The sequence below is a fragment of the Pedobacter hiemivivus genome, from assembly GCF_005144565.1.
GTDB lineage: Bacteria > Bacteroidota > Bacteroidia > Sphingobacteriales > Sphingobacteriaceae > Pedobacter > Pedobacter hiemivivus.
Genome location: NZ_SWDX01000004.1, coordinates 369,688 through 383,638 on the forward strand (window position 1 = coordinate 369,688; position 13,951 = coordinate 383,638).

The window sequence follows — 13,951 nt, forward strand, 5'->3', positions numbered from 1 at the left end:
GTTGTGTACCAGCCTACTCGAAGGACTCTCGAAGGGTACTTTAGATCTGTTAAATCCCAAATCTGATTGGAGTTTTGTAAAATTTATAATATATTCGTTTAACCTAAACCAAATATGCCGGTATATCAATCTCTTACAGATGCTGAATTGTTCTCATTGCTATGCAATAGTGATCATAAAGCTTATACCGAGATTTATGACCGTTACAGTGGTTTATTATATGTTCATGCTTATAAAAGAATTAGAAATAGGGAAGAAGCACGGGATTTGATTCATGAATTATTCTCTGTTTTGTGGAGCAAGCGAGATCAAATTATTTTAAAAACAGAACTTTCCGCCTACTTATATAGAGCTGTCAGGAATCGTGTGATAGACCTGGTAAACCATAGTAAACTTCAAAGCAGCTACATCAGTTCCTTTGATGGCTTTTTAAATAACGGGACCAATATAACAGATCATGTTATCCGGCAAAAGGAGTTGAGTCTGCTGATTGAGAAAGAAATAGATTCGTTACCGGAAAAGATGAAACAAGTGTTTAACCTCAGCAGAAATGAGTATCGCAGTCACAAGGAAATCTCAGAAACGCTTGAAATTTCTGAACTTACAGTGCGTAAACAGATTAATAATGCTTTGAAAGTTTTAAGGCCTAAACTTAGTAAACTCCTAACTTTCTTTTTTTTATAGCAACATGCTAAATTGATTTAGTGTAGATGATTGGTTGATTTGAAAATATTTTCATTTTTATCTACTCCATACCCCAAGGTTATTCGTCAATGTGTTAAATAAGACAAAAATGTCTTTTGCACATATGCATAAACCAAATATAAAAGATTTATTAGAGCGGTATAAAAGTGGCGATTGTACCAATGAAGAACGTTCACTTGTAGAGAGTTGGTATTTGAACTGGGAAACTTCATCATTTGATCTTTCTGATCAGGAACTCCTAGCGGACCTGGCGCTGATAAAAAGCGAATTGCCGGGGAAAAAGGGGCGAATGTTTTTTTATTACCGAATCGCTGCTGCTGCGGTTGTATTATTCACTTTGGCCACAGCGTTTTATTTCTTCATTTATCCTTCTGCATCAGATAAAAACCAGAGCGCCTTAGCCAATTCTAGCAAAATAGTTCCGGGTAGTGATAAAGCAACACTTACACTTGCGGATGGTTCAACGGTTGTATTAGATGCTAATACACCGCTTGAAGGGATTAATCAATTTGGTATTAAAATTCAGAAATCCGCAGAAGGTAAGCTAGTATATCAGGGTGGTAAAACTGCCGAAGTTGCCAATGCTTATAATACCATATCTACTCCTAAAGGGGGGCAATATGAAGTAACATTGCCTGATGGAACTAAAGTCTGGTTAAATGCGGCATCTAAACTTCGCTTTCCCGTTGCATTTTCGGCTAATGAGCGAAACGTTGAATTGAGTGGCGAAGCTTATTTTGAAGTAGCAAAAGATCGGCAAAGGCCATTTAAAGTAAAGTCTGCACAGCAGGAAATTACGGTTCTGGGTACCCATTTTAATGTAAATGCTTATAGTGATGATGCTTTTGCCAAAACTACCTTGCTTGAGGGCAGCGTAAGGGTAAATAAAGGTTCATCACAAGCATTACTTACACCCGGACAGCAAGCGGTCAGTAATACCGGATCTACAGTAATCAATGTGCGCAAAGGGGTTGATGTAAATGAATCTGTAGCCTGGAAAAACGGGCTTTTTATGTTTGAACAGGAGGATATTTTTTCTATCATGAACAAAATCGCAAGATGGTATGATATAGAAGTAGAATACCGGGGAGATCTGAAAGGAAAAAAATACAGTGGCAATATTTCAAAGTTTGAAGACGTAACGGAAGTTTTAAAAACGATGCAGTTTACCGGTACCATTCAGTTTAGAGTTGAAGGAAGGAGGATTATTGTTATGCCTTAAACTCTACTTACAATAGCAAAAAAAAGACCCGGAAGCGTTTGCACCGCTCCGGATCAGTTAAGGTCTGGAAAACCTTGGCAAGAGAACCAAACCGTTTCAAAAGTTTTAATTTCACTTACTAACCAAATGTACAAAATTTTTAACGACCAACCATGCTGGGCATCACCCCGCATGGGATCAATATTTCTACTCCGAATGAAATTTACGATCATCATACTACTTACAACGATTATCCAGGTTAATGCATCAACATATGCGCAAACCATCAACCTGAAGGTTAAAAACGCCAATATAGAAAGGGTGTTTAAATCACTTCGCGAACAGAGCAAGTATAATTTTTATTATGAAAACGAAATGATCAGCAAGGCTAATCCCATTACTTTATCCGCTGTGAACGAACCGTTTTTAACTGTCCTGGAAAAATGTTTTGCAAACCAGCCTTTTACTTACTTAATTAACAACAATACGGTTGTGGTGAGGAAAAAAAACAGTCCTGTGAATCAGGCACCAAAACCAGCCGACATTCTCATTACAGGTAAGGTTTTAGATGAGAATAATAAACCTATACCAGGTGTTTCTGTAAAACTGAAAGGAACTACAGTTAGTGTTGCCACATCACCTGATGGTGATTTTACACTGAAAGTGCCTGATAACGGGGTGCTTGTGTTTTCATATATCGGATATGAAACTCAGGAAATCGCTGTTCAGGGAAGAAAAAACATACAAATTAGTTTAAAGCCTGCGGACAATAAGCTGGACGATGTTATAGTTGTTGCTTACGGGCAGAAGCAAAGAAAGATAGAAACACTTGGCGCACAATCAACTTTAAATGTAGATGACCTTAAGCAGCCTGTAGCCAATATTTCTACTGTACTAGCCGGTAGGGTATCCGGACTGGTAGGTGTGCAAAGAAGTGGCGAACCGGGAAGAGACGGTGCTGATCTTTGGATAAGAGGGGTAATCTCTACAGGAAATAATGCGCCTTTGATTTTGGTTGACGGTGTTGAGCGCTCTTTTAGTAATATAGATCCGAATGACATTGAGAGTTTCTCCATTTTAAAAGATGCTTCCTCGACTTCGGTTTATGGGGTAAGGGGTGCAAATGGAGTCATCATTGTGAACACCAAAAGAGGCAAGCCGGGAAAAACGGAGATTAATCTGGATTATTATCAGGGACTAACCAATTTCACCAGGGTTCCGGAAACTGCTGATGGGGTTACCTATATGCAAATGGCCAATGAAGCGAGGTTAACCAGGGGTGGAGCGCCAAGGTATACACTGGAGCAAATCAGCAAAACGGCTAGCGGAGAAGACCCTTATTTGTATCCAAATGTGAAGTGGTTTGACGAAATATTTAACGATTTCGGAAAGAACAAAAAAGCTAATCTGAGTATTCGGGGGGGCAATGAAAAGTCTTCATTTTATGTGTCGGCAGGATATTATGATGAAACAGGGCTATTTAAAACTGACGCATTACAGCAATACAATTCTGCCATTAAGTTTTCACGCGTAAATTTTAGCTCTGCGTTAACTATGCACGCAACGAAAACAACTACAATAGATCTAGGGATTAAAGGTTGGATTTCCACTGGTAATTATCCTGGTGTCAGTGCCAGTGATATATTTGCCAACTCTTTGAGAACTTACCCTGTACTTTATCCGGTAATGTACCCTGGTAACAAAGAACCATTTTTATCAACAGGAGGAGGTGTAAACAGTTCTTACGGTTTACTAACGAACAGGGGTTATTCAACTACCTACGAGAATCAGATTATGTCCGATATTCGTGTTAACCAGGATATGAGTGGTATTCTAAAAGGATTATCGGCACATGTGCTTTATTCTTTTGATGCTACAAACACGAATTCGCTGGAGCGTATCAAAAAACCCACAACTTATTTTGCGACAAAAAGGGATGCGAATGGAGAACTGGTATATACGACCGTTACTCAGGGCCAGGATTACCTGAATTTTGAAAGAAAAAATGGGGGTAGCAGGCAATTTTACTTAGAGGGTGCTCTTAAATACAATCGGGCCTTTGGTGACCATAGGGTTGGTGGAATGCTTTTATATAACCAGAGTGATAAAATAAGTGCTACGGCCGGTGATCTGATTGGGTCGATCCCATACAGAAGTTTAGGTGGTGTAGGCAGGTTTACCTATTCTTATAAAGATCGTTACCTGGCGGAACTTACCTTTGGCTACAATGGTGCAGAGAATTTTGCCCCATCAAAACGATATGGATTTTTTCCATCTTACGCGATGGGATGGGTGATATCTAATGAATCTTTTTATGGAAATGCAGCTAATGTATTTCAATTGCTAAAACTAAGAGGATCCTATGGTATTGTAGGAAGTAGTAGTATTGGCGGCCGCAGGTTCTCTTATATAGGTACTGTTGAAAATACAGGTAGTCCATATGTTTTTGGAGAAAACAGGGGCAGTACCAGTGAGGTTCAGGGAATTGATATTGCAGATTATGCGGTGGATGCGACCTGGGAAACGGAAAAGGATTTAAACTTGGGACTGGAACTGAAAACACTTAATAATGCTTTGGGATTGCAGATAGATGTATTTACCCGTAAGCGCGAAAACATATTTATGAATCGTGGCGTGGTACCAAGTTTTTTAGGGATAAGAAAAAGTTTGCAGGGTAATTTAGGAACCACAGAAGCAAAGGGAATTGACATTACCGCAAATTATGATAAGCGTTTTGGTGATTTATCGCTGTCAGTTCAGGGCACATTTACCTACAATAAGAACAAAATTATAGAAGATGACTCTGTCATTCCAGATTATCCTTGGCAGGAATCAAGAGGGCAATCTGTTTACAATAGAAGTGGTTATATCGCCCAGGGATTTTATACCGAGGCCGAGATCGCAGACCCAACAGTGGCAAGAACTGCTGGTATTGTTCAAGCAGGTGATCTCAAGTTTAAAGATTTGAATGGTGATGGGGTGATAAACGTAGACGATAAAACTTTTATAGGAAAAGACCAGGTTCCACAAACGTTGTACGGTTTTGGAACTACTGTAGGGTATAAGGGATTCTCTCTTGGTGCTTTTTTTCAAGGTGCAGCATCAGTTGATTTTTACTTTAGTCCAGATTTTATGCCATTTAGAAACGGAGATGCAAAAGGAAGTCTTTATTCAAATATTCTAGACAGATGGACGCCGGAAAATCCAAACCAGAATGCTTTTTATCCAAGACTTACTTATGGCGCTGATATTAATCAAAATTATGCGAACAGTAGCCATTTTTTAATGAACGGTCGTTTCTTGAGATTGAAAACATTGGATTTTGGTTATACTTTTAAGAAAGAAGCCATCAGGTTTGCTGGTTTGCAAAAATTACGATTGTACTTTATAGGATATAATTTGTTTACCATCAGTCCATTTAAATCATGGGATCCTGAAATGGGAGGTGGATCCGGTACCAAGTATCCTAACATTAGAACGTTTAGTTTGGGCCTTAGTGCTACTTTTTAACCTTAACAATTTTTGACATGAAAAGAAACATATTTTTTAAAACTGTATTGGTTATCGCAGTTATAAGTTCGTTAAGTGGCTGTAAAAAATTCCTCGATCAGGTGCCTGATGATAGACAGACAATTGATGACGTTTTTAAGAAAAGATCAGAGTCTGAAAAATACCTTGCAGGTGTATATGATTACATTAAATCTAATTCAGATTGGAATACCGCAAATAGTCCATGGGAAGGTCTTTCTGACGAAATTGACATCACCTATAATGATTATCCCACCTTTGCTATGAATACAGGTAACTGGGACAAAAACCGTGGTGATTATAATTATTGGACTCACTATTACCAAGGGATCCGTCGTGCATCCTATTTTATGCAACGGATTCCTGAAAATCTGGAGATTCAACCCGAGCTGATGACCCAATATATTGCCGAAGCAAGGGTACTGCGTGCCTATTTTTACTCGAGTATATTGGCCCAGTATGGCCCTTTTATTGTACTTCCGGAGACGGTGATCTCGCCTGATGCAGACATCAGTATTTTTAGTATTCCGAGAAGTAGTTATGATGAGTGTGTAAATTATATTATAGCTGAGCTGGAGAAAGCGATACCAGATCTGCCTCCGGGCAGGGGAAGTGTGATAGATTATGGGCGTATGAAACGCGCAACGGCTTTGGCCATTAAATCCAGAACACTTTTGTACGCTGCAAGCCCCTTGTTTAATGGAAATGCTACTTATGCGAATTTTAAAAACCCTGATGGGAAGATATTGATTAGTCAGATTTTTGATGTTAATAAATGGAAAAGAGCCGCAGATGCGGCAAAGGAACTGATTGATCTACCTGACTACAGTTTATACCGGGAAGTGGACCCGATAACAGGTTTAAAAGTATACGAATCATTAAAAGGTATTTTTATAAAAGCTTGGAACTCTGAAGTGATATTTAGCCGCTATACCAAAAGCGATGATAAATTGGGCTCTTATGATCAAAACGGCACGCCATATGTGCTGGGCGGCTGGTCATCATGGGGGCCGACACAAACTGCCGTGGATGCTTATTTTATGGCAAATGGCTTACCTAAGGATGATCCAAATTCACAATATACCGAAATCGGTTTTACGAATACCGCTACGGCGCAATATGCAGCTGGAACATCTAATATGTATGTAGGTCGTGAGCCTCGTTTTTATAATGCAATTACATTTAACTTGAGTAAGTGGATCAATAATTCCAGCAACAACAGTGGTGGAACGGGTTCGGCGCCGATTACTATCCAGATGTACAACGGTGGCAACAGCGGTCAGTACAATGGTCGTAATTGGTCGCGCACTGGTTATTGCGTAAGGAAACATGTGAATCCAAATAGCAAAGTGGGAAGCAACGGGAATATAGCCGATCGTCCAGAGGTCTTATTTCGTTTGGGCGAGATCTATTTGAACTATGCTGAGGCTTTAAATGAATATAATCCTGGTAACCCTGACATTAAAAAATACATCAATATGATCAGAGAGCGGGCTGGCATTCCTCAATATGGAGCAGGTGCAGGATTTGTGCCGGAGCCGGCAGATCCAGATGCATGGAGAGTAGCTATCCGCAGAGAAAGAAGGGTTGAATTGGCTTTTGAGTGTCACCGTTATTTTGACGTAAGGAGATGGAAGATTGCGGATCAAACGGACGGCGGACCTTTTTATGGTATGGATGTAAATGCAACCACTACCGCTGCATTTACCAAACGTACAGTATTCGAAACAAGAGTGTTCTTACCAAGGAATTACCTGTGGAACATCTTACCATCAGAGTTAAATAAAAATAAGAACCTTGTGGGCAACCCGGGTTGGTAACCTGTTTATAAGATATTAACATGAAGAATATATTTAAAAATATCGGCGCCATTGGCGCGCTGTGTCTGGTTTTTTTGTCAGGTTGTAAAAAGGACAAAACCGACAGCTTAAATACTACAATTGATGCGGCTGTATTGAGCGCTCCGGTAGACAATACTGTAATTAACCTTACGCCCTTTCTGAATGCAGTGGTTAATTTTGAATGGAAGCCTGCAAAAGTGGGAAATAATGTCCCTTCTTTTTATGAGGTTCAGTTTGATAAAGCAACGGGTGATTTTTCCAGTCCGGTTTATAAGGAGCAGTCTGCCAGAGGCGGTGGAGATAGTAAACTGTCTATTAACCATAGGATTGTAAATAGAATAGCTAAAGCAGCAGGTATTGAAGAACTGGCATCTGGAAAGGTGAAATGGCGCGTGGTTGCCAATACAGGTGTGGTATCGGCGGTTTCTGGTACAGGCGTCCTGGAGCTTAAAAGACCTGCCGGTCTTGCCGATAATCCTGCTGATGTTTACATTTTAGGAACTGCAACAGAGGCCGGAGAGGACCTTACCAAGGCGTTAAAGTTTAAAAAGCTGAGTGATGGAGTTTTTGAAATTTATACATCTTTAAATGCAGGAACTTATAAAATGGTAGATAAAACTACCGGAACTCCTGTGACTTTTGTGCTGAGTGGTAACCTGATTACCGAGGCAGCATCTGCAAACAGTCCGGCAACAACTAAAACAGTATACCGCATTAATCTTGATTTTAATTATGCTTCAGCTGTTGTAACGGAGATTGTATCTGTAGGACTTTGGTTCTCAGGATATAATGCTATAAAAGCTAATCTGGTTTATGATGCTGCAGGGGGATGGAAGGCTACTTTTAACAATGCCTGGAAAGTAGAGTCAACATTTAAGGATGAGCGCTATAAATTCAGAGTAGTTGAAAAGAATGCTGCAGGCATATCGGTAACAAAAAATTGGGGTAGTAGTAAGCAGGATAATGTAAGACCGACAGCCAATCAGGATCCAACTTATTTTTTGCTTAAAGAGGTAAATAACAGCCAGTACGATTTTTCTTACAAATTCCAGTTGGAATCTGCGAATACTGAAGTCGTGTTTAAAATGCAGTCATCTGCAGATTATACACATGTAATCACTTATAAATAAAAAACCGATGAGATCAATTATTTCAACATATAAAATATTGGGTGTATTGACCGCAGGTCTGTGCTTGTTCTCCTGCAAAAATGAGGAAATGGGGACTGTGCCTCCAGAGGTTGTACCAGTAGTTGTGGTGGACTGGGCGAAAGCCGCAGAGCAGTCGCAGACGACATTAGATGAACAGTTCTATTCTGTTACAGGGAACTATTACAACCAAAATAACAATGGGCATCTCGGTTTTAATTACTGGTGGAACGCTCATGCTCTAGATGTTTTGATAGATGCTTATAACCGTACAAAGGATCCAAAGTACTTGACCAAAATGGACAACCTGCTTGCGGGTTGCTATGTTAAAAACGGCAATACTTACTGGAATACATTCTATGATGACATGGAATGGTGGGCACTGGCATGTTTACGTGCTTATGATGCTACAAAAGATGAGAAATATAAAACCATGGCCAGACAATACTGGACTTGGATAAAGGTAGGCTGGAGTGAGGTTAAGAATGGGGGGATTGCCTGGGCATCTGGATCTAAAGATTCAAAAAATGCCTGTTCTAATGCCCCTGCGGTAATTATCGCTGCGAAGCTTTATCAACTGGATAACAATCCGGATGACCTGGTATGGGCTAAAAAAATCTATAGCTGGCTAAAAACCTATGTTGTTGAGTCTTCACGGGGTTTAGTTTGGGATGCTTATGGTAATTCTAGTGAAGATAATATCTATACCTATAATCAGGGTACATGGGTAGGTGCAGGTTTGGAACTGTACAAAATTACCAACGAACAGGTTTATCTTAATGATGCGATACGGAATGTGAATTATGTGATGAATGATCAGGTTAAGTTTTCCCCTAAAGGTGTGTTAAAAGGCGAAAATACCGGTGATGGAGGCTTATTTAAGGGGATATTTATCAGATATATGGCTCAGATGGTTCTAAGAGGGGGACTGGATGATTACACTCGTGAACTTTATGTGAAATACCTTAAAAATAATGGGCAGAGTTTGTATACTAAAGCGACAAGGCAACCTGAAAATACATTCGGGGCCGATTGGGCAAGCAGACCTAACAGTAAAATAAGCGACAGCTCCGTTCAGCTGAGTGGTTTAATGTTATTTGAAGCGCTGGATGAACTGAAACGTGCCAGCTTGTTAAAGTAAGCTACTTGTTTCGAAGAAACTTGAAATATTAAATATTCCCGCCATAAAAGCGGGAATATTTTTTTGAGTAATTACTTTACCTTAATGGAAGAATTACGTACAATCAGGTTGGTAGAAAGGGTTATCTTTTCTATAGGTTTTTCATCAGATTCCATCTTTTGTAACAGGATGTCGATGAGTTTAAGAGAAATGTCTTTTACAGGCTGCCCAATAGCGCTGATAGAAGGATTGTAAATCCTGAAGAAGTCCTGGTCGTCAAAAGCCACAACAGCAAGGTCATCAGGGATTTTTAATTTCAGCTGACTGATCGCTTCAAGCCCCTTAAAGGCAAGGTAATTGGTTGAAAAGAAAATGGCGTCCAATTCCTTGTTCTTTTTTAAATAAGTACTTATCGCTTTGATGTTTTCTTCAGCAGACTGATTAAAGGGGATCTTTAGTATTTTCGGCTTTTTCCCATTTTTAATAATGGTTTTTTCATACCCGTTAAGCCGTTCTACCATCTGGGTTTGATCGGAGGAAGTCGTCACCAAAGCAATGTTTTCAAAACCGGAATCAAATAGATGCTGTACTGCTTTTTTTGAAGCATTGAAATTGTCAACAACAACATAATCTGTTTCTAAATCAACAAAATACCGGTCAAAAAGGACTACCGGTATTTTGTTGTTGATCATTAATTGAATTTCATCTTCCAATCCCTTCGGCGGGGTAATGATATAGCCGTCTAAGTTTTGTTCGATGAAAAGTTTAATCAGTTCTTTGGTCTTTTCAGTATTATCGTCTGTACTGCAATAAATTATTTTATACCCTCTTTTGTAAGCGTCTTCTTCAATAATCCTGGCTACGGCAGAAAAAAATACATTGGAAATATCTTCTATGATTAATCCGATGATATTTGTTTTCCCTGTTCTCATACCTCGTGCAAACTGGTTTTGCTTATAACCCGTATCCTCAATAGTTTTGAGGATCTTTTCTTTAAGGTCCCTGCTGATCCGTTTTTCGTCTGCTCTGCCATTCAGCACAAAGGAAACCGTTGTGATTGATGTATTACATCGTTGCGCGATATCCTTGATAGAGAGTTTAGCCATATGGTGTACTAGTGTTTTACTTTATAAAATTTGTAAGCGAATAGAAAGATCACAATATAGCAGATTATTGGGGCATAATAGGCATTTTCAATTCCACATTTGTCGGCTACGGCTCCCATGATAAAAGGAAAAAATGCACCACCCACTACCCCCATAGATAAAAATGAGGCTGCCTGCTGCGTACGTGCACCAAGGTTTTTAAGGCCCAGACTAAATATGGTGGGGAACATAATACTAAAAAAGAAATTGATCATCAGCAAAGCGATAAAAGATACCAGACCAAAGCTTTGTGCTACGATGATACACATGATGATATTGCCCAAGGCAAATGCGGCCAGTAATTTGTTTGGTGCTATAACTCGCATCAAAAATGTTCCAATAAAGCGTCCGGCAAGCATCATCCCCATAAATAATACCATATAGTTTCCAGCCTCAGCATCGCTAAAGCCCATTTTTTCGTGGGCATAATTGATGAAAAACGCCCAGGTACCTGCTTGTGCCGCTACATTAAAAAACTGCGCCGCAACTGCCCATACAAAATGCTTATGATCAAAAAGTTTTTTATCCGGGGCAACGTCTACGTTTACAGCAGCTTCATCAGTTTCAGAGACCGCATGAGGATCTGTTGTCGGCGGAACTTTTACGAAAGAAAAAGATATAGCCACAAGTAAAATAACAAGGCCAATTACGGCATATAGAACTTTAACAGAAGTTAAGTCTGTACTACCCGCCACGTTATTGCGCAATAAAAAGTAACTGCCGATTGCCGGGCCGAGCATTGCGCCAACGGCATTGAAAGACTGAGCAAAATTGATACGCTGATCACTGGTCCGCTGATCACCTAATGAAGCCACGAATGGATGTGCTACAGTTTCTAATGTAGATAAACCACAGCCAACAATAAACAAGGCTATGCCAAAAAAAGCGAAAGAAGAGACATTGGCTGCGGGGATAAATAGAAAGGCCCCGATGGCAAATAATGATAAGCCTAAAAGTACGCCTTTTTTATAACCAAAGCGTTTCATAAACAATCCAGCAGGGATTCCCATCACGGCATAGGCACCGAAAACGGCGAACTGCACAAAGGCCGATTGTGATTTGGAAAGACTCATGGTATGTTGAAAATGTTTGTTTAGTACATCAGCCATGGTAATGGCGATGCCCCAGAACATAAAAAGGGAAGTGACAAATACGAGGGTGACCAGGAATTTTTTGTCTGTAAAGGCGGCTTTTTGTTGCATAGTTTAGTGTTTAATTTGGTTAGTAAAGGTTTAATGAAATAGGAAAATTGTTTCCAAACATAGTTATACTAAAATGATTTAGCAACAAGAGTTATTTTCTTTTATATTTGATTATGCTTTTATGGAGAATTTTAATTTTAAACAATTATTTATATTCGCTTACAAAATAATCAACTATGTCCACACCTTCTTTTAAAATGGATGATCATCGTGAAAACGAACTCATTGCCGCTTTAATATTGGGGAGTGAATCTGCTTTTACGGAGATTTATGAGCATTATTGGTTAAAATTATTGGCGCTAGCTTACAGTCATACCAAAAATAAGCAAGCTGCAGAGGGAATTGTTCAGGATGTTTTTATCAGTGTCTGGAACCGAAGAGGTACGCTTAAAATTCATTCGCTTTCTAATTATTTTGCTATAGCAGTTAAGTTTTCAGTCTTTAAACACAAGCAAAGGGAACAGCGCAGAAGAGAAATTGAACTGGAGAACTGTAAATCTGAGGAGCTGATCCAGGATGACAAAATGATTGAAGCACGTTTCCTCGAAGAATATTTTAAGGGTGTGGTAGATCAGCTGCCCGATAAATGCAGAATGGTTTTTAATTACAGTAGGGTAAAGGGATTAAGTAACCCCGAAATAGCCAAAGAGATGAATATCTCAGGAAAAACCGTCGAGGCCCATTTAACAAAAGCCATTAAGGTATTGCGGGTTTCTATGAAAGACGCCGGCTTTATATACTTCTTATAGGCAAAAAGCTAAATCGTTAGAGTAATATTTCGTTTTTTTTTATTTGCACTAAGGGTATGGTATGTACTTATGGTACTTCTTATTATAAGCCCAAATATAAACCATGACGAACGACAGAATTAATGCGCTGATCGCAAAGTATTTTGATGGAACATTAACCGAAGCAGAGCGTGTAGAACTCAATCAGTCTTATGACCTTCAGTCTGATCAGGACATAGAGTGGATGGCTGACAGTTTAGGCGAGGCTGGACAGGTTAAACAAAGAATGCTTTCAAATATCGGGCAGGAGATCTTTTCGAAAAAAGTACATAGAATAGACCACAGTCACTACCGGTTTATATACGCCGCGGCAGTACTTTTATTGGTCGCTATGGCTTGGTTGTTTTTTAAACCTTTCTCAAAACCGGTGATTGCTGCAAAGCAGGCACAAATGACAAAAATTAAACCGGGCGGTAACAAAGCGATATTAAGGCTTGGAACAGGGGGGCAAATTGTGCTTGACCATGTCGCGCCTGGAAAGATCGTTGAAATGGATGGCGTAAGGGTACTGAAAACCAAAGAAGGGCAAGTGGTTTTTACAGTTGTTGCAGGGGCAGGTGTAGCAGCTCAGCTCAGCAGCATTAGTACTCCTAAGGGCGGACAATATGAAGTAGTTTTACCAGACGGCACTAAAGTGTGGTTAAACTCAGCTTCTTCTATCCAGTTTCCTACAGCATTTACCGGAACTGAAAGAAAGGTAAGTCTTGAAGGCGAAGCCTATTTTGAAGTGGCGAAAAACAAAGCGATGCCTTTTAAAGTAAAAACCAGTTTACAGGAGATCGAGGTTCTGGGTACCCACTTTAACATTATGGCTTATGATAATGAAAATAGCATTAAAACAACCCTTGTAGAAGGATCTGTTAAGGTTTCCTCTAAAGGCGGACGTGCATTGTTAAAGCCAGGACAACAAGCCGAATTAAATAAAATCAATAACCATCTTTCGATACAAGAAGTCTCTACCAGGGACGCAATTGCCTGGAAGAGCGGCATATTTATGTTTGCACATGAAGACATTCGTTCCATTTTAAATAAAATTTCGAGATGGTATGATGTAGAAGTTATTTACAAAAATACTGCCTCAGCCAATCGGTATAGCGGTAGCATTTCTAGGTTTGAGGATGTTACTGAAGTGCTAAAAACAATGGAAATGACAGGCACGGTTCATTTTGAGATCAAAGGAAGGAGGATATACGTTATGGATTAAACCATACCTGATCACAATGTGCTAAAAAAAAGACCCGAAGATTGAGCCCTCCGGATCTTTTACGGCTTT

10 protein-coding genes are annotated in these 13,951 nt (G+C 39.6%); 8 read left to right on the top strand and 2 right to left on the bottom strand.

Annotated elements, in window-relative coordinates:
• The first annotated feature begins 114 nt into the window (after positions 1-114).
• The 6 genes from FBD94_RS11985 (at position 115) to FBD94_RS12010 (ending at position 9,564) form a co-directional block, all read left to right on the top strand.
• Positions 115-684 carry an RNA polymerase sigma factor gene (locus FBD94_RS11985; RefSeq protein ID WP_131609804.1) on the top strand — a complete coding sequence of 190 codons (570 nt, stop codon included), beginning with the start codon at positions 115-117 and terminating at the stop codon, positions 682-684.
• 124 nt (positions 685-808) lie between these two features.
• Positions 809-1,927 (top strand): FecR family protein, encoded by a 1,119-nt coding sequence (locus FBD94_RS11990; protein ID WP_205945875.1) that lies wholly within the window; start codon positions 809-811, stop codon positions 1,925-1,927.
• Positions 1,928-2,122: 195 nt separating this feature from the next.
• Complete coding sequence (locus FBD94_RS11995) at positions 2,123-5,416, top strand: SusC/RagA family TonB-linked outer membrane protein (protein WP_169472287.1); 3,294 nt, start codon at positions 2,123-2,125, stop codon at positions 5,414-5,416.
• Positions 5,417-5,433: 17 nt separating this feature from the next.
• On the top strand, positions 5,434-7,254 hold the full coding sequence (locus FBD94_RS12000; RefSeq protein ID WP_136880355.1) for a RagB/SusD family nutrient uptake outer membrane protein: 1,821 nt from the start codon (positions 5,434-5,436) through the stop codon (positions 7,252-7,254).
• 20 nt (positions 7,255-7,274) lie between these two features.
• Positions 7,275-8,405, top strand: a complete 1,131-nt coding sequence (locus FBD94_RS12005) for a SusE domain-containing protein (protein ID WP_136880356.1) — start codon at positions 7,275-7,277, stop codon at positions 8,403-8,405.
• Between the two features lie 7 nt (positions 8,406-8,412).
• Positions 8,413-9,564, top strand: a complete 1,152-nt coding sequence (locus FBD94_RS12010) for a glycoside hydrolase family 76 protein (RefSeq protein WP_136880357.1) — start codon at positions 8,413-8,415, stop codon at positions 9,562-9,564.
• A gap of 71 nt (positions 9,565-9,635) precedes the next feature.
• On the opposite strand, the gene FBD94_RS12015 is transcribed toward FBD94_RS12010, so the two are convergent.
• Together FBD94_RS12015 and FBD94_RS12020 are read right to left on the bottom strand one after the other, a co-directional pair.
• A complete protein-coding gene (locus FBD94_RS12015) occupies positions 9,636-10,649 on the bottom strand; it encodes a LacI family DNA-binding transcriptional regulator (protein WP_136880358.1) in 1,014 nt (337 codons plus the stop codon).
• A gap of 8 nt (positions 10,650-10,657) precedes the next feature.
• Positions 10,658-11,890: a sugar MFS transporter gene (locus tag FBD94_RS12020; protein ID WP_136880359.1), complete on the bottom strand. Its 1,233-nt coding sequence runs from the start codon at positions 11,888-11,890 to the stop codon at positions 10,658-10,660.
• A 176-nt stretch (positions 11,891-12,066) separates the two neighbouring features.
• Here FBD94_RS12020 and FBD94_RS12025 point away from each other — a divergent pair, with 176 nt between their 5' ends.
• Together FBD94_RS12025 and FBD94_RS12030 are read left to right on the top strand one after the other, a co-directional pair.
• A complete protein-coding gene (locus FBD94_RS12025) occupies positions 12,067-12,639 on the top strand; it encodes an RNA polymerase sigma-70 factor (protein WP_136880360.1) in 573 nt (190 codons plus the stop codon).
• Positions 12,640-12,742: 103 nt separating this feature from the next.
• Positions 12,743-13,882 (top strand): FecR family protein, encoded by a 1,140-nt coding sequence (locus FBD94_RS12030; protein WP_136880361.1) that lies wholly within the window; start codon positions 12,743-12,745, stop codon positions 13,880-13,882.
• Positions 13,883-13,951 lie beyond the last annotated feature (69 nt).

What these genes read in the sequence shown, in the direction of transcription:
- FBD94_RS12005 (WP_136880356.1), top strand. Translation starts at nt 7,275, where the DNA reads ATGAAGAATATATTTAAAAATATCGGCGCCATTGGCGCGCTGTGTCTG.
- FBD94_RS12010 (WP_136880357.1), top strand. Translation starts at nt 8,413, where the DNA reads ATGAGATCAATTATTTCAACATATAAAATATTGGGTGTATTGACCGCA.
- FBD94_RS12025 (WP_136880360.1), top strand. Translation starts at nt 12,067, where the DNA reads ATGTCCACACCTTCTTTTAAAATGGATGATCATCGTGAAAACGAACTC.
- FBD94_RS11995 (WP_169472287.1), top strand. Translation starts at nt 2,123, where the DNA reads ATGAAATTTACGATCATCATACTACTTACAACGATTATCCAGGTTAAT.
- FBD94_RS12030 (WP_136880361.1), top strand. Translation starts at nt 12,743, where the DNA reads ATGACGAACGACAGAATTAATGCGCTGATCGCAAAGTATTTTGATGGA.
- FBD94_RS12020 (WP_136880359.1), bottom strand. Translation starts at nt 11,890, where the DNA reads ATGCAACAAAAAGCCGCCTTTACAGACAAAAAATTCCTGGTCACCCTC.
- FBD94_RS12015 (WP_136880358.1), bottom strand. Translation starts at nt 10,649, where the DNA reads ATGGCTAAACTCTCTATCAAGGATATCGCGCAACGATGTAATACATCA.
- FBD94_RS12000 (WP_136880355.1), top strand. Translation starts at nt 5,434, where the DNA reads ATGAAAAGAAACATATTTTTTAAAACTGTATTGGTTATCGCAGTTATA.
- FBD94_RS11985 (WP_131609804.1), top strand. Translation starts at nt 115, where the DNA reads ATGCCGGTATATCAATCTCTTACAGATGCTGAATTGTTCTCATTGCTA.
- FBD94_RS11990 (WP_205945875.1), top strand. Translation starts at nt 809, where the DNA reads ATGCATAAACCAAATATAAAAGATTTATTAGAGCGGTATAAAAGTGGC.